The sequence below is a fragment of the Sphingomonas sp. LR59 genome, assembly GCF_036855945.1.
Classification (GTDB): domain Bacteria; phylum Pseudomonadota; class Alphaproteobacteria; order Sphingomonadales; family Sphingomonadaceae; genus Sphingomonas.
Window position 1 is genome coordinate 982306 of the sequence record NZ_JASPFL010000001.1, and the last position, 16916, is coordinate 999221.

Sequence of the window (16916 nt, forward strand, 5' to 3'; positions counted from 1 at the left end):
TACCGGACACCGAAAACCCATGACCTATTTCAGTCCGCGGGACGGCGTGTTGTGCGCCGAGCGCGTGCCGCTGCCCGTCATCGCCGATGCGGTTGGCACCCCCGTCCATGTCTACTCCGCCGCCGCGCTGCGCGATGCGGCGCAGCGGTTCAGATCGGCGCTGTCGATCCTGCCACGCGTGCGCGTCGCGTTTGCCGTCAAGGCGAACCCGAACGGCGCGGTGCTGCATCTGCTGGGCGGATGCGGCTTCGGCGCCGACATCGTCTCGGGCGGCGAGATGCGGCGCGCGCTCGACGCGGGGATCGCGGCGTCGGACATCGTCTTCTCGGGCGTCGGCAAGACCGATCGCGAACTCGCCGACGCGCTCACTGCCGGCGTCGGACAGTTCAACCTCGAACTGGAGGAGGAGGGGCAGGTGCTCGCCGCTCTGGCCCGCGCGCGGGGCAGGCGGGCGACCGCGGTGCTGCGCGTCAATCCCGACGTCGATGGCGGCACGCACGCCAAGATCTCGACGGGGCGGCGCGGCAACAAGTTCGGGGTGGCGATCACCGACGTCCCCGCGATGTACGATCGCCTTTCGCGGCTTGAGGGTCTCGACTTGGTCGGGGTCGCGTTGCACATCGGCAGCCAACTGGGCGATCTCGCGCCGCTGGAGGAGGCCTATGACCGGATCGGTCAGCTCGTGGCGGACTTGCGCGCGCGCGGCCATGTCGTCGGCCGCGTCGATCTCGGTGGTGGTCTCGGCATCCCCTATCGCGCCGACGACGTCGTTCCGACGCTCGACGCCTATGCCGCCATGGTCGCGCGGGTCACGCGCGACTGGGACGTCGAACTGACGTTCGAGCCGGGGCGGGTGGTCGCCGGGCTTGCCGGCGTGCTGCTGACGCGGGTGATCTGGGTGAAACCGGGTGCCGACCATCCCTTCGTGATCGTCGATGCCGCGATGAACGACCTCGCGCGGCCGGCGCTGTACGATGCCTTTCACCGCTTCGAGGCGGTCATGTCCGATGGCGAGCGGATGGTCGCGACGATCGCCGGCCCGGTCTGCGAAAGCGGCGACGTGTTCGCACTCGCGCGCGACATCGACCGTGTCCGCCGCGGCGACCTCGCCGTGCTGCATGCCACGGGAGCCTATGGCGCGGCGATGGCATCGACCTACAATTGCCGCGCGCTCAGTCCGCAGGTCCTGGTCGACGGCGACCGGTTCGAGATCGTCGCCGATCGCTATCTGCCCGAGGAGTTCGCTGCGTAGGGTGGCGTGATTAGGTGAGGTAGGCGTGAACGATCTCGACCAGTTCCTCGGCCGCGACCGTGCGCGGATCGTCACGCGCGGTCGCGGGGTCGATCATGTGCTCGCGGATATGATCCTCGATCACCTCGGCGATGAACCCGTCGAGCGCGCCGCGACACGAGGTCGCCTGTTGCAGGACCCGCGCGCACTCACGGTCTTCCTCGATCGCGCGTTCGAGCGCTTCGATCTGTCCCTTCAGCCGCTTGAGCCGGTTGAGCAGCTTCTTTTCTCTTTCTCGACATGGCTCATGGCCGAAATGCATCACCCTCTTGATCTATACCCCCTAGGGTATAGCGGGCGCTCGTCGCGACGCCAAGGGCGCCCGGCAGGTGGCGCAATCGCGGCACCGGTAACGAACAGGACGCACATGAAACCCCGATCTACCCCTTGTCCGGCGATGGCGACAGTAGCGGCTCTGCTCTGCTGACGATCACGGCTGGACGTCCCGGGTTCGGGCACGCCGTTCACGAATCGCGAGTGCGATCCGGCTGAGCGTCTGTCCCGGACTCGGCCCACGAGCCCGGAAGAGACGCCTGATGACCAACGTAGTTTTCCGCACGATCCAGCATGATCGTGCCATCCACGCTGCGCTTGCCGCAGCACCGCTCCACCGTGGCCGCATCCTGCGTGGGTGGCCGGCGAGCGGAGCCCGCGCCGTGACCGAGCCGTCGGCATGACGCACGCCTGTCACGCGGCGACGCTAGCGCGTCCCGTCGGCGGGGAGGAATGGCATGGCGACTGATACGGTAGCGACTGCCGGCAGAGTCCGCTCGTTCTCGCGCATCCTCAGGCTGACCCAGCCCAACCGCGCCGACGTCATCGCCTTCGTGCTGCTGATCGGCATCGCCGCGCTGCTGGTCCGCGGCGCCGAAGGCGTGGCCGAGCCGCTGTCGCGCCTGCGTGTCGAGCCGGTGACGCTCGATCCGCGGTATCTGCCCTATTACGCGCTGCGTACCGTGATCCGGATGTTCGCGGCACTCGCGGCAAGTCTGGTCTTCACACTAGTCGTCGCGACGCTGGCCGCGCGCAGCCGCCGCGCGGGGCAGATCATCGTGCCGATGCTCGACATCCTGCAATCGGTGCCGATCCTCGGGTTCCTGACCTTCACCGTCACGGCGTTCATGGGGCTGTTTCCCGGCCAGATCCTGGGCGTCGAGCTGGCCGCGGTGTTCGCGATCTTCACCAGCCAGGCGTGGAACATGGCGTTCAGCTTCTACCAGTCGCTGCGCTCGGTACCGTCCGACCTGGACGAGGTCACGCGCGGTTTCGCCTTGTCGCCGGTGCGGCGCTTCCTCCGGCTCGACTTGCCGTTCGCGACGCCGTCATTGGTGTGGAACGCGATGATGTCGATGTCGGGCGGCTGGTTCTTCGTCGTCGCATCCGAAGCGATCACGGTCGGCAACACGACCGTGACCCTGCCCGGTGTCGGCTCGTGGCTCGCGCTGGCCATCGCTCGCAAGGACTTCACCGCGATCGGGCTGGCCGTGGTCGCGATGGGGATCGTCATCCTGCTGTACGATCAGCTTGTTTTCCGGCCGGTGGTCGCCTGGGCGGATCGCTTCCGGTTCGAGCAGACCGCCAGTACCGAGCGGCCGCAATCCTGGGCCTATGACCTGTTCCGCCGCACGCGCCTGCTGCCGGTGTTGTTCGCGCCGGTCACCGCGCTTGGCCAGCTGCTGCTGACGCTAGATCGGGGCAGGGCGCGCGCGGGGCAGGCGCGCATTCGCGAACCGAGCATCGTGCTGGAACGGCTTTGGCAGGCAGTGGTCCTGATCGCCGTGGTCGCCGCGCTCTGGCTCGCGGGACGCTATGTCTTCGCGACGCTGCGGCTCAGTGATGCGGTCGCGGTGTTCGGACTGGCCTGCATCACGATGCTGCGCGTGGTCGTGCTGATCGCGCTGGCCAGCCTCGTCTGGGTGCCGGTTGGCGTCTGGATCGGCCTCAACCCCAAATGGGCGGAACGCCTGCAACCCGTCGCGCAGTTCCTCGCGGCGTTCCCCGCCAACGTCCTGTTCCCGTTCGCGGTGATCGGCATCGTCCACTGGCGGCTGTCGCCCGATATCTGGCTGTCACCGCTGATGATCCTAGGCACGCAATGGTACATCCTGTTCAACGTCATCGCCGGCGCCAGCGCGATCCCGACCGATCTGCGCGAGGCGGCGGGGATGTTCGGCGTGCGCGGCTGGCAATGGTGGCGGCAGGTCGCGCTGCCGGGCGTGTTTCCCTATTACGTCACCGGTGCGCTGACCGCATCGGGCGGATCGTGGAACGCCAGCATCGTCGCCGAAGCGGTCTCGTGGGGGTCGCAGAAGGTCGAGGCGCACGGGCTGGGCACGTTCATCGCGAAGGCGACCGAGGCCGGCGACTATCCCCGCGTCGCGCTCGGCATCGCGGTGATGTCGATGTTCGTGATCGCCTTCAACCGGCTCGTCTGGCGTCCGATGTACGCCTTCGCCGAACGCCGTCTCCGGCTCGCCTGATGTCGAAAGGACAAGACATGGCAACAGCATTTCCCCGCGCCCCGGCCAGCCGCCCGCTCGTGCAGGTCGAGCATGTCAGTCATCGCTACGGGCGCGGCGATGGCGGCGCGCCGGTGCTCGACGACGTCAGCCTGACGCTGCACGAGGACGAGGTGGTCGGGCTGCTCGGTCGCTCGGGCTCGGGCAAGTCGACGTTGCTGCGCTCGATCGCCGGGCTGATCCGGCCGGACGAGGGTCGCGTGCACTTCGCCGACGTCCCCGATGGGCCTGCGCATACGATCAGCATGGTCTTCCAGACCTTCGCGCTGTTCCCATGGCTCACCGTGCTCCAGAATGTCGAGCTTGGCCTCGAGGCGCAGCGCGTTCCGGCGGACGAGCGCCGCACTCGCGCGCTCGCGGCGATCGACCTGATCGGCCTCGACGGGTTCGAGAACGCCTATCCCAAGGAATTGTCGGGCGGGATGCGCCAGCGCGTCGGGCTGGCGCGCGCGATCGTCGTCAATCCGTCGCTGCTGCTGATGGACGAGCCCTTCTCCGCGCTCGACGTGCTGACCGCCGAGACGTTGCGCACCGACCTGCTCGATCTGTGGGCGGAAGGGCGGATGCCGATCAAGTCGATCCTGATCGTCACGCACAATATCGAGGAGGCGGTGCTGATGTGCGACCGCATCCTCGTCTTCTCGTCCAACCCCGGCCGCGTCGCCGCCGAGATCAAGGTCGACCTGCCGCAACCGCGCGACCGCCTCGATCCCGCCTTTCGCAAGCTGGTCGACGACATCTATGCGCAGATGACCGCACGCGCACCGGCCGAGCCGGTCCGCGACGGGCTGTTCCCCGGCACCGGTATCCAGATGGTATTGCCGCGCGTCTCGACCAATGCGCTCGCCGGGCTGATCGAGGAAGTCGACGCCAGTCCGTTCGACGGCCGCGCGGCGATGGCCGATCTCGCCGATCAGCTCCAGCTTGAGGTCGACGATCTGTTCCCGATGGCGGAGACGCTCCAGCTGCTGCGGTTCGCCGAGTTGCAGGGGGCCGACATTCTCCTGACGCCGGCCGCGCGACGCTATGCGCAGGCCGATGTCGACGCGCGGAAAGCGCTGTTCGCGCAGGCGTTGCTCGCGCATGTCCCGCTCGCGCAGCACATCCGCCGGATCCTTGACGAGCGTAGCGGGCATGTCGCCCCCGCGCGTCGGTTCCGCGACGAGTTGGAGGACCATATGTCGGAGGACTACGCCGACGAAACGTTGCGGACGGTCACGCACTGGGGCCGTTATGCCGAGGTGTTCGCGTATGACGAGGATGCGGACCGGTTCAGCCTGGACGATGCCGTGTGATCCGGCGCTTCGCCGCGGTCCGCGTGGTGGTTTAAGGGACCGCGGGGACGGCATGAGCCACGGGTACCCGTTTTCAGTTGGGTTGCTCGGAGAGGCGTTTGTATAAGACGGGATGACCGACCCCATCATTCCGTCGACCAAACCACGAACGATCAGCGATCTTGCCAAGTTGGCGGGTGTGCACCCGGGGACGGTGTCGCGCGCTTTGGCGGACAATCCGCTCGTGAACCCGGAAACGCGGGCGCGTATCCAGGCCTTGGCGCATGAGCATGATTTTCGCCTCAATCAGATGGCGAGCCGATTGCGGACGCAGAAGACCAACGTGATCGGCGTCGTCGTGCCGCTCGGCCATGAGCGCCGCCAGCACGTGTCCGATCCGTTCTTCATGGCGATCCTGGGGCATCTTGCCGACGCACTGACCGAAGCCGGGTACGACATCATGTTGTCGCGGGTCATCCCGGATGCGAACGACTGGCTCGAGCGGATCGTCGACTCCGGCATGCTCGACGGCGTGCTGCTGATCGGGCAGTCGGACCAGTTCGAGGCGATCGAGCGGGTGGCGCAACGCTATCGCCCGCTGGTGGTCTGGGGCAGCCATATCGAAGGCCAGCATCATTGTGCCGTCGGCGTCGATAACCGCGCCGGCGGGTTGCGTGCGGGACGACGGCTGATCGAACGCGGGTGTCGCCGGATCGCGTTCTTCGGCGAGATCCGCACACTCGAACTGAGCGAGCGTTACGCCGGGCTGCAACAGGCGACGCAGGAGGCCGGGCTCGGCGAACCGATCCAATGTGCCACCCATCTGGCGTCCGATGTGATGTCGGACGAAATCGCCGGCCATCTCGATCGTCTCCGTGGCAGGATCGACGGCATCGCCGCTGCGTCCGACGTCATCGCGATGCACACGATCCGGGTGCTCGCGGATCGCGGCATTGCGGTGCCGGGTGGCCTGCCCGTGATCGGGTTCGACGATCTCCCGCTCGCCAGCACGATCGTCCCGCGTCTGACGACGGTGCGCCAGGACATTCAGGAGGGTGCATCGGCGATGATCGCCGCGCTGTTTGCCCGGCTGGGGGGCGAAGACGCGCCATCGGTCGTCATGCCGGCCGATCTGATCCTGCGCGATTCAGCCTGACCGCCGCCCACTGCCAGTAATAATGATGCGAAAAAGTCACACCGGAAACGTTTGATCATCGCACCGCAATCGATTGTTGCAATCCATTGCATTGGCGCATACCGGCTCTGCATATCAGTCCGCGGTTACGGCGGATCCTGCAGGAGAGGGTATATGAAGACAGCATCCTATTGGCTCGTCGGCGCAGCGCTCGGTACGGTTTTGCCCTTTGCCGCCGCCGCACAGGTCGCGCCCGCATCGGCGCCTGCGCCGGTTGCCGAAACCACCACGGACACCGCCGAGGCCGGCAACGACATCGTCGTGACCGGCACCTCGCGCCCCGAGCGTCGTCTCACCACCAGCATCACGGTCAGCGCGCTCGACGCGACGCAGATCGCCCAGGCCGCGCCGCTCGGCAGCGCCGATCTGGTCCGCAACATTCCCGGTCTGCGCTCCGAGGCGTCGGGCGGCGAAGGCAATGCCAACATCGCAGTGCGCGGCCTGCCGGTCGCCAGCGGCGGCGCCAAGTTCGTCCAGTTTCAGGAAGACGGTCTGCCCGTCCTCGACTTCGGCGACATCGCCTTTGCAACCGCGGACGCATTCGTGCGCCCCGACAACAACGTCCAGCGCGTCGAGGTCGTCCGTGGCGGCTCGGCATCGACCTTCACCAGCAACGCGCCGGGCGCGATCATCAACTTCATCAGCAAGACCGGCAAGACCGCGGGCGGCAACATCTCGCTGACCAAGGGCATCGATTTCGATCGGACCCGGATCGACGCCGATTACGGCGCGCCGATCGGCGACGACTGGAGCTTCCATGTCGGCGGGTTTTACCGGATCGGCGACGGCGTGAAGGACATCGGCTACAACGCCGAGAAGGGCGGTCAGATCAAGGCCAACGTCACGCGCACCTTCTCGAACGGCTTCGTCCGGATCAACGCCAAGTATCTCGACGACAAGGCACCGGTCTATATCCCGGTCCCGGTCAGCAACACCGGCACGAACAGCGATCCCAAGTTTGGGGCGTTCGCGAACTTCAACCCGAAGAGCGACACGCTCCAGTCGCCGAACTTCCGCTCGGATCTGTCGGTCGGCCTGAACGGTCGCCGGATCCGCACCGACATCGCCGATGGCTATCGGACCAAGGTGCGCGGCATCGGCGGCGAAGCGTCGTTCGATCTCGGCGGCGGCTGGACGTTCGACGACAAGTTTAACTACGCCAAGAATTCGGGCGGCTTCACCTCGCCTTACGCAGCAAACGTGAACACCGCCGCGTCGTTCGCGAACTCGATCGGCGGCGCGGGCGCGACGCTGCGCTATGCCACCGGTCCCAATGCCGGTCAGACGATCGCCAACCCGGCGGCGCTGAACGGCAACGGCCTGGCCAGCAATTCGCTGCTGTTCAATGCGACGCTCGAAGACTTTACGAACATCACCAACATCCTGACGATCGGCAAGGACATCAACGGCGGCAGCCTCGGTACGGGCTCGCTCACAGCAGGCTATTTCAAGTCGCGCCAGGCGGTGAAGATGGACTGGCACTGGAACAGCTATCTGCAGGAGGTCAACGGCAACGAGCCTGCGCTGCTCGACGTCTTTAACGCGGCAGGCCAGCCGGTCACGCAGAACGGGCTGATCGCCTATGGCGAGCCGGTGTACGGCAATTGCTGCCAGCGCTATTACGATGTCGATTACACCATCGACGCGCCGTATCTGGCGGCGACGTGGAAGACCGGTCGTCTCAACCTCGACGGCAGCGTCCGCTACAACAGCTCGAAGGCGAAGGGCATTTACGCGTCGAACGCGCTGACCGTGCTCGACGTCAATCAGGATGGCGTGATCCAGGTTCCCGAACAGACCGTCCCGGTCGTCAGCCTGTCCGCCGCCAAGCCGGTGAACTACCGCAAGAACTATTTCACGTGGTCGGTCGGTGCGAACTACGAGATCAAGAACGATCTCGCGCTGTTCGCCCGCGTCAGCCGCGGCGCACGCTTCAACGCGGATCGCGTGCTATTCGGCGGCGGTGTCCGTGATGACGGCAGCATCGCCGACGACGTCGCGGTGAACTTCGTCAACCAGCAGGAGGCGGGCGTGAAGTTCCGCTCGGGGCCGTTCTTTGCCAACGTCACCGGCTTCCGCGCGACGACCGCGGAGTCGAACGAGATCATCATCCCGCAGCAGCGCACGATCAACAATCGCTACCGCTCCTACGGCGTCGAGCTCGAGGCGGGCGTCGATTACGGCGTGTTCCACCTGACCGGCGGCGCGACCTACACGCATGCCCGCATCATCGAGAGCGAGCTGACCCCAGCGCTGAACGGGAATACGCCGTATCGCCAGGCGGACCTGATCTTCCAGGCTTCGCCGTCGATCATCGTGGACAAGCTGACCGTCGGCGCCAACGTCATCGGCACGACGTCGTCCTATGCGTCGGATCTCAACCAGCTGAAGATGCCCGGCTATGTCCTGACCGGTGCGTTCGCATCCTATGCGATCACGCCTGCGGTCCATGTCTCGGTCAATGCGCAGAACCTGTTCAACGTGCTGGCGATCACCGAGCTGGGGCTGGCGACCGACACGCTGCCGACGAACGGTATCAACACCGCGCGGGCATTCCCCGGCCGCAACATCAGCGCAACGATCGGCCTGAAGTTCTGATGACAGGCCGTGGTCCCGGATGCCAAGGACGGCACCCGGGACCATCGTTAGACTGCCGCGGCACGGGCGATGTCCTGCCGCGCGAATACGAGGTGGACGGATTGGAACAGCAGACAGCCTTGCACCCGTCATGTCGGGCGTCATGCCGGGACTTCGGTCCGGCAGGCGCCGCCCGTCTCGTGCGGGGGCGTGACCGTCATGGCCACCACATCGTCCGAACTGGACACCCGACTGCGCCAGCATGGTACCACGCTGCGTCGTCAGCTCGAGCGGCTGTACGGCGCTACGCACGACGGCGACGCCTTGTGGTCGCGGATCGAGGCCGTGCTCCGCGACCGCATGGCCGAGCGTCCGGCGGTGATGCGGGCGCTCGACGTCACGCGCATCGCGGATCGCGACTGGTTCGTCGCGCCCGACATGATCGGCTATTCGACCTATGTCGATCGCTTCGCCGGAACCGTTTCCGGCCTGACCCAAAAGGTCGAGTATCTCGATACGCTGGGTGTCCGGTATCTCCACCTGCTCGCGTTGCTGAAGGCGCGTACCGGCGACAGCGACGGCGGCTTTGCGGTGGCGGATTATCTGAGTATCGAACCGACGCTCGGGACCATGGCGGATGTCGAGGCGCTCTGCGAACGCCTGCGTGCCAGCCGGATCAGCCTGTGCGTTGACCTAGCGCTCAACCACACCGCGGACGACCATGTCTGGGCACTGAAGGCCAAGGCCGGCGATCCGCACTACTGCGACTATTACATCGTCCTCGACGAGGCCGAGGCGGCGGCACGCGAAGCCGTATTGCCTCAGGTATTCCCGACCACCGCGCCGGGAAATTTCACGCACGTGCCCGAGATGGGCGGCGAAGTCTGGACGACGTTCTACCCGTTCCAGTGGGACCTCAATTGGGCGAACCCCGAGGTCATGCTGGCGATGGTCGACACGATGCTGCGGCTCGCCAATCACGGGTTCGAGGCGTTTCGGCTCGATTCCACCGCGTTCCTCTGGAAGCAGGCGGGGACGGATTGCCGCAACTTGCCGCAATCGCATTTCATCGTCCGCGCGTTGCGCGCTGCGCTCGACATCGTCGCGCCGGCGACGTTGCTCAAGGCCGAGGCGATCGTGCCGACCGCGTTCGTGCCGCCCTATTTCGGCGCGGACGAGGGCGAGGGGTTCGAACCAGAATGCCACCTCGTCTACAATAATTCGCTGATGGTCGCCGGCTGGGTCGCGTTGGCCGAGCAATCGGCGGCGTTGCCCGCCGCGATCGTCGACGCCAGCGGCGGGCTGCCGCATGGTGCGAACTGGCTGACCTATGCGCGCTGTCATGACGATATCGGCTGGGGCGCGGTGCTGGGCGATCTGCGCGGTATTGACCCCGATCCCGCAGCGCGCCTTACCGACGCCGCGCACTTCATCGAAGGTGCGGGCGATAGCTGGGCACGCGGCGTACCGTTCCAGTCGGACGGTTCGGTCCTGCACGGCACCAACGGCACGCTGGCATCACTTGCCGGACTCGAGGCGGCCACCGACGACGTATCGCGGGAGACGGCGTTCGGGCGTATCGCGTTGCTCAACACGCTCGCCGTCGCCAGCGGCGGCGTCGCGACGATCTACATGGGCGACGAGGCGGGGATGCTGAACGACTATGCGTATCGAGACGACCCCGACCGGGCGCATGAGGGGCGCTGGCTTCACCGGCCGCAGATGGACTGGTCGGCGCTCGATAGCCCCGCGGCAACGCGGATTGCCGGCGATCTTGCCCGGTTGCGCGCCGCGCGCGTAGCCGGTGCAGGAGCGGGTGCACCGACCCTGCTGGTGACTGACGCATCGGTTCCCGCGCTGCTCGGGATCCGCTGCGGCACCGATCGCGTGTATCTCAATTTCTCGGATCGCGCGGTACCGTTGTCGGATATCGGCACCGACCGCCTGTCCGGCAGTGCTGCGGCTGCGACGCTCGCACCCTGGCAGGCCGTGTGGCTCATGGGAGATCGCGCATGAAACCCCGTCTGTCGCTGGCGCGCATCATCGAGATGAACCTCGGGTTCCTCGGCCTGCAATTCTCGTTCGGCTTGCAGCAGGCGAACATGGCGCCGATCTACGGCTATCTCGGCGCGGACGAGGCGTCGATGCCGCTATTGTGGCTGGCAGGACCGATGACCGGGCTGCTCGTCCAGCCGCTGATCGGCGCACTGTCCGACAAGACCACGAGCCGGCTGGGCCGGCGTACGCCGTATTTCCTGGTCGGCGCGATCCTGTGCAGCCTGTGCCTGTTGGCGATGCCGTACAGCCCGGCCCTGTGGGTCGCCGCCAGCCTGTTGTGGATCCTCGATGCCGCCAACAACGTCACGATGGAGCCCTATCGCGCCTATGTCGGCGACCGGCTGTCGGAGGACCAGCGGCCGACCGGCTTCCTGATCCAGGCCGCGTTCACCGGTCTCGCGCAGACGCTCTCCTATCTCGCGCCGTCGCTGTTGGTGTGGTGGGGGATGAACAAGGATGCGGTCGATGCCAACGGCATTCCCGATATCACCCGGATCGCCTTCCTCGTTGGTGCGGTGCTGTCGCTGTCGACGATCGTCTGGTCGGTGATCCGCGTCCCCGAACTGCCGCTGTCTGCCGAGGAGCGCGCGGCGATGCAGGCCGACAAGGTCACGTTCGGCAGTGCGCTGCGCGACGTCGTCGCCGCGATCCGCGATATGCCGCCGGCGATGCGCCAGCTCGGCGTCGCGATGCTGTGCCAATGGTATGCGATGTTCGCCTATTGGCAGTTCATCGCGTTCGCGCTGGCGCGTTCGCTTCACGGCACCGCCGATCCTGCGAGCCAGGGGTTTCGCGACGCCGCGCTGACCGTCGGGCAGATCGGCGCATTCTACAATGCGGTCGCGTTCGTCAGCGCGCTTATGCTGGTCCCGGTGACGAAGCGCTACGGCGCGCGCTTCGTCCACGCGGTGTGCCTCGCCGCGTCGGGTGCGGCGATGCTGGCAATCCCCGGCATCGGCGTCGAGGGCTGGCTGTACCTGCCGATGATCGGCATCGGGCTTGGCTGGGCGAGCATGATGGGCAATCCCTATGTCATGCTGACCGATACCGTCCCGCCGGCCCGGTTCGGCATCTATATGGGCATCTTCAACATGTTCATCGTCGTGCCGATGATGATCGAGAGCCTGACCGTGCCGTTATTCTACCGGTCGCTGCTGGGCGGCGATGCGCGCGCGATGCTGTACGTCGCGGGAGCGCTGATGCTCGCCGGAACGGTCGCGACGCTGCGCGTGAATGCCGGGGGCCGAAGCGGGCTGTCGCCGATCGGTAAGGTTATCGGCACGCACAAGGGCTGCCCCTGCAATCCTATTACCGATGGTCGACGACCCTGGTCGACAAGGATGAAGGATTTTCGTGGTGCGCTGCTGGAAGGTCGATAGGAAGACTGTACAGCCTTAAGCCCGCGGCGATGTCGGACCGGAATTTTCGAAGCGCAGGCGGCGAGGGAAGGGGACTGCGTGCGGCCAACGATCAACGATGTCGCACGACTTGCCGGCGTGTCCATCAAGACGGTGTCGCGCGTCCTGAACAACGAAGCACGCGTGTCGGATGCGACGCGCGCGCGGGTGACGGCGGCGTTCGCGACGCTCAAATACCGGCCAAACATGGCGGCGCGGACGCTGGCGGGGCATCGCAGCTTCCAGATCGCGCTCGCCTGCGACAACCCCAGTCCGTATTACGTCTACGAGATGCAGTCGGGTATCCGCGACCGCTGCCTGCTCGATGGTGTGCGGATGATCGCGCAGCCCTATGACCATGATTCCGACCGGCTGATCGACGATATCGAGAGCCTGATCGATGGATCGGGTGTCGACGGACTGATCCTGACGCCGCCCGCTACCGACTATCCCGAAGTGCTGGCGCTCATGGCGCGTCGTAACGTCCGGTTCGTTCGCGTCTCGCCGGGCACCGATCTCGACCTCACCGCGTCGGTGTTCATCGACAATATCGGCGCCGCGACCGTGATGACGCGGCATCTGCTGGCGCTTGGCCACCGCCGCATCGGCTTCGTCTCGGGGCATGCGAGCTATGCGACCAGCGTGCAGCGACTTGCCGGCTATCGCGCCGCGCTCGACGAAGCCGAGATCGCGTTCGATCCGGTCCTGGTCCGCCCCGGCGACTATGACTTCGCATCGGGCGCCGACGCGGCCGAGGCGCTGCTCGCGCTCCGCCTGCCGCCCACCGCGATCTTTGCCTCGAACGACGACATGGCCGCCGGCGTGCTCAGCGTCGCACACCGCCGCGGGCTGTCGGTGCCGGCCGACCTGTCGATCGCGGGCTTTGGCGACGATGCGATCTCGCGCTTCGTCTGGCCCGCGCTGACGACGATCCGCCAGCCGACGCGGACGCTCGGCTACATGGCGGCGGATCTCCTGCTCGCCGCGGAGTTCGCGGTGAAGCGGATCGAGGTCCCATTCGAACTGATCCGCCGCGACTCTACCGGGCCGGTTCGATCCGCGGGATGAGCAGCTGGATGAACCCCAGCGCCAGCAGATAGCTGACCGCGCAGATCGCCAACATCGGCGCATAGCCGAACCCGTGGCCGAGCGACCAAGCGGATAGCTGGATCATCCCGATCGATCCCATGTTGCCACAGAACGCCGCGATCCCGATCGTCGACCCAACCGACCGCGCCGGCATGACGTCGGTCGTCAGCGCGAATACGTTGGTCGAAAACCCCTGATGCGCGAACAGCCCGAGGCCCAGCACCAGCGCTGCGGTCCACGGGCTTTGCAGCGACAGCACGATCGGCACCGGCAGGATCAGCAACGCATACAGGAGCAACGTGGATTTCCGCGCACGGTCGAGGCTCCAGCCGCGCGCCATCAACCGCGTCGGCAACCAGCCGCCGGAGAGCGCGCCGCAAGCCGCCAATGCATAGACGAGCGCGACGGGGAGTCCGACCTGACCCTGCGGGAGTCCGAACAACCGGTGGAACAGATCGGGCAACCACGACAGCATGAAGAACCAGACCTGATCCGACAGCACTTTGGCGACCGCGATGGCAAGCGTCCGGCGATCCTTGAACAGATCGATCCAGCGGATCGGCGCGGGGCCACCGGTCTCGGCAATCGCGGCGGGCATCTTGAACGCGAACCACGCAACGACCCAGACCAGCCCGAGGCCGCCGGCGACGAGGAACGCCGCGCGCCAGCCGAACGCGATCGCCAGCGCCGGTATGACGAGCGGGGTTATGACCGCACCGACATTGGGCGCGGTGTTGCCGATCCCCAATGCGATCGAGCGGTCCTTGGGGCCGAAATAGGTCGCTGCGGACTTGACCGCGGCTGGCGTGCCGATCGACTCCGCCGCGCCGAGCACAACGCGCGCGCCAATGAATCCGCTCACGCCCGACACGAACGCGTGCGCCATCCCGGCAAGGCTCCATACGAAGACGCCCGCCGCGAAACCGATCCTCAGGCCGACCCGGTCGATGAACCAGCCGGTCCCCAGAAACGCGACCGCGGCGGCGAACTGGAACGCCGACGCCATGTTGCCGTAATCCTGGTCCGACCAGCCGAACTCGAGTTCCAGCGTCGGCTTCAGCAACGCCAGGATCTGCCGATCGACATAGTTCAGCATGATCGCGAAGAACACGAGCGCCACGACCACCCAGCGCGCCTTGGAATGGGCGGGCGCGGGGACGGGCGAGGGGGCCGGGGTGGGGCTCTGTACCGTTTCCGTCAAAAGTTCAGCCTTGCGGTGATGCCGGCGTAGCGATCCGCCTCGCGCGGGATGATGTAGCGATAGGCGCCACCGGGCCCGCCACTGACGATCGACGAGGCGAAGCTGGTGTCGAGCACGTTCTTCACCTGGAGTATGATCCTGAATGCATCCTTCGCGTCGACGATGCCGGCCGACAGATCGAGCAAGCCGTACGCCTTGATCGTCGTTGCGTCGCGGATCGCGGCGCTCGCGTCGAACTGCGAGATCTGGCTGGACTGGTAGGAGCCTTGCGCACCCAGCGTGAAATCGATGCTGCTGCCCGTGCGGATCCGGTAGTCGCCGCCGAGAGACCCCTTCCACCGCGGCGCATAGCCGAGTTGCGTGCCCGCGGGCACGACGCCGGTGGTCGAGCCGTTGGTCGGGATCTTGAACTGGTCGACATGCGCGTCGGTATAGGCGAGCCCGCCCGAGATGTTGAGATCGCGGACCGGGCGGTAGAGCAGGTCGAGCTCGCCGCCGCGGGTCGAGATGTCGCCCGCGTTGGTGAAGCGGGTGACGAGCACGCCGGCGACCACGTCGGGGTTGTTGGCCTGGAAATTGTGATATTTGGCGTAATAGGCGGCGAGGTTGACCACCAGCTTGCCGCCGAACAGCGTGTTCTTCAGGCCGACCTCATAGCTGTCGGCGGTCTCCGGATCGATCACGTTGGTGCCGGTCGCGCCGAGATTGTAGAAGATGTTGAACGCCGGCCCCTTATAGCCGCGCGAATAGGTCGCGTAGCTGGTCGAGTGCGGCGTGACGTCGAACTGCAACCCGCCCTTGCCCGACCAGTTGGTGTTGGTCGTCTTGCCCGCGAACGGCCCGAAGCTCGGATTGATGCCCGGCCCCGCCAGCGTGGTGACGCGGCTGTGGAAGACGTCGAGCTGGTCGCTGGTATAACGGACGCCGGCGATCGCGCGGAACCGGTCGGTGAGGTTGAAGACGCCCTGCCCGAAAAAGGCGAGGTTCTTGAAGGTCGAGCCGAACACCGCGGTGCCGGTCGGCCGGGTCACTGTCGTGCCCGCGGTCGAGCAGGGGGTCAGTACGGTCGGCGTCGGCGTGGCGGTGCAGACGACGTCGTCGCGGCGGAACGTCCGTTCGGTTTCCGCGCGCGAGTAGAATGCGCCGACCACGTAGCTGAAGAACTGGTTCGACGGCGACGCGATCCGGACTTCCTGCGTAAAGGTGTTGCTCGTCTGCGGCCCGAAATCGTGAAGCTGGTTGGCGCCGACATACGCGGTCGGCAGCCAGTCGCCGTCGCGGATCTCGGTATTGTCGTATTCGCGATAGGAACCGATGTACGTCACCGTCTGCGTGCCGAGCGTCGCGTCGGCTTGCAGCGAAACGCCCCAGCTCTTCTCGTCGGTATGCGTGATCAGGTCCTGGTTGACGGTGCGCGACTTGTTGCCGTTGCGATCGGGCAGGACGCTGGCGGTTAGGCCTGTGGTCGGCGTGGTGCCGATGACCTCGGCGCAGCAATCGTCGTTGCTCCGCCGATAGTCGCCGATCAGCGTGAAGGTCAGGTCGGGCGTCGCATCGGCGACGACCATGCCACGAAAGCCGTAATGCTCGTACCCGTTCACGCGCCGGTTATCGTGCGCGACGTTGCGGATGTTGCCCGCGTAATTGCCGTAGAAACCGGTGAAGCGGCTCTTGATCGTCTCGCTTACCGGAATGTCGAGTGCGGCGCGCGTCCGATATTCGTTGCCGTTGCCGGTGAAGAACGCGCCCTCGACCGACCCGGCGAGCACGTTGCCGGGACGCTGGGTGACGATGTTGATGACGCCGGCGCTCGTGTTCTTGCCGAACAGCGTGCCCTGCGGACCGCGTAGGACTTCGATCCGGTCGATGTCGATCAGGTCGCTGAACGCTTCGCCCGCGCGGCTGTAGACGACGCCGTCGACGACCGTGGAGATCGATGGCTCGCCCGCGACCGAGAAGGTCGAGGTGCCGACGCCCCGGAGGAACAGCGACTGGTTGATCGTCGTGCCCGATTTGCGGAAGTTGAGCGTCGGCACGAGGTACTGCGCGCCTTCGAGGTTCACCGCACCCTGCGCGGCGATCTGCGCGCCCGAGATTACCGACACCGCGACCGGCACATCCTGCAGACGCTCCGACCGCTTCTGTGCGGTCACAACGATCTCGCCCGGCACGGACGCATCGGGCGGGCTGGCGGCGGCCTGGTCGTTCGATGCGTCCGGCGCGGACTGTATCGCTTGCGCATCCTGCGACCAAGCCGGTGCGCTCAGCCCCGCGGCCAAGGCCACCCCCGTCAGCAACCAATGCGTTTTCATGCG

At 66.3% G+C, this 16916-nt stretch carries 12 protein-coding genes; 9 read left to right on the forward strand and 3 right to left on the reverse strand.

Features of this window, described 5'->3' with window-relative positions:
• Positions 1 to 19: 19 nt before the first annotated feature.
• On the forward strand, positions 20 to 1252 hold the full coding sequence (lysA, locus tag QP164_RS04575; RefSeq protein WP_333922312.1) for a diaminopimelate decarboxylase: 1233 nt from the start codon (positions 20 to 22) through the stop codon (positions 1250 to 1252).
• 10 nt (positions 1253 to 1262) lie between these two features.
• On the opposite strand, the gene QP164_RS04580 is transcribed toward lysA, so the two are convergent.
• On the reverse strand, positions 1263 to 1553 hold the full coding sequence (locus tag QP164_RS04580) for a metal/formaldehyde-sensitive transcriptional repressor (protein WP_333922313.1): 291 nt from the start codon (positions 1551 to 1553) through the stop codon (positions 1263 to 1265).
• A 274-nt stretch (positions 1554 to 1827) separates the two neighbouring features.
• On the opposite strand from QP164_RS04580, the gene QP164_RS04585 reads away from it, so the two are divergent.
• The 8 genes from QP164_RS04585 (at position 1828) to QP164_RS04620 (ending at position 13379) form a co-directional block, all read left to right on the forward strand.
• A complete protein-coding gene (locus QP164_RS04585; protein WP_333922314.1) occupies positions 1828 to 1968 on the forward strand; it encodes a hypothetical protein in 141 nt (46 codons plus the stop codon).
• A gap of 54 nt (positions 1969 to 2022) precedes the next feature.
• The gene (locus tag QP164_RS04590; protein ID WP_333922315.1) at positions 2023 to 3771 is read left to right on the forward strand and encodes an ABC transporter permease; all 1749 of its coding nucleotides are present in this window, start codon (positions 2023 to 2025) and stop codon (positions 3769 to 3771) included.
• 17 nt (positions 3772 to 3788) lie between these two features.
• Positions 3789 to 5105 (forward strand): ABC transporter ATP-binding protein, encoded by a 1317-nt coding sequence (locus QP164_RS04595; RefSeq protein WP_333922316.1) that lies wholly within the window; start codon positions 3789 to 3791, stop codon positions 5103 to 5105.
• A gap of 112 nt (positions 5106 to 5217) precedes the next feature.
• On the forward strand, positions 5218 to 6240 hold the full coding sequence (locus QP164_RS04600; RefSeq protein ID WP_333922317.1) for a LacI family DNA-binding transcriptional regulator: 1023 nt from the start codon (positions 5218 to 5220) through the stop codon (positions 6238 to 6240).
• Between the two features lie 153 nt (positions 6241 to 6393).
• A complete protein-coding gene (locus QP164_RS04605) occupies positions 6394 to 8877 on the forward strand; it encodes a TonB-dependent siderophore receptor (RefSeq protein ID WP_277982790.1) in 2484 nt (827 codons plus the stop codon).
• Between the two features lie 198 nt (positions 8878 to 9075).
• Positions 9076 to 10872, forward strand: coding sequence for an alpha-amylase family glycosyl hydrolase (locus QP164_RS04610; protein ID WP_333922318.1), 1797 nt, complete (start codon positions 9076 to 9078; stop codon positions 10870 to 10872).
• Complete coding sequence (locus QP164_RS04615; RefSeq protein WP_333922319.1) at positions 10869 to 12293, forward strand: MFS transporter; 1425 nt, start codon at positions 10869 to 10871, stop codon at positions 12291 to 12293. Before QP164_RS04610 ends, QP164_RS04615 begins: the two co-directional genes overlap by 4 nt.
• A gap of 78 nt (positions 12294 to 12371) precedes the next feature.
• Positions 12372 to 13379 carry a LacI family DNA-binding transcriptional regulator gene (locus QP164_RS04620; protein WP_333922320.1) on the forward strand — a complete coding sequence of 336 codons (1008 nt, stop codon included), beginning with the start codon at positions 12372 to 12374 and terminating at the stop codon, positions 13377 to 13379.
• Here the strand turns inward: QP164_RS04620 and QP164_RS04625 are convergent.
• The gene (locus QP164_RS04625) at positions 13351 to 14496 is read right to left on the reverse strand and encodes an MFS transporter (RefSeq protein ID WP_435368356.1); all 1146 of its coding nucleotides are present in this window, start codon (positions 14494 to 14496) and stop codon (positions 13351 to 13353) included. The two genes, QP164_RS04620 and QP164_RS04625, sit on opposite strands and share 29 nt — an antisense overlap.
• Positions 14497 to 14597: 101 nt before the next feature.
• A complete protein-coding gene (locus tag QP164_RS04630) occupies positions 14598 to 16913 on the reverse strand; it encodes a TonB-dependent receptor (RefSeq protein ID WP_333922321.1) in 2316 nt (771 codons plus the stop codon).
• Between the last annotated feature and the right edge of the window lie 3 nt (positions 16914 to 16916).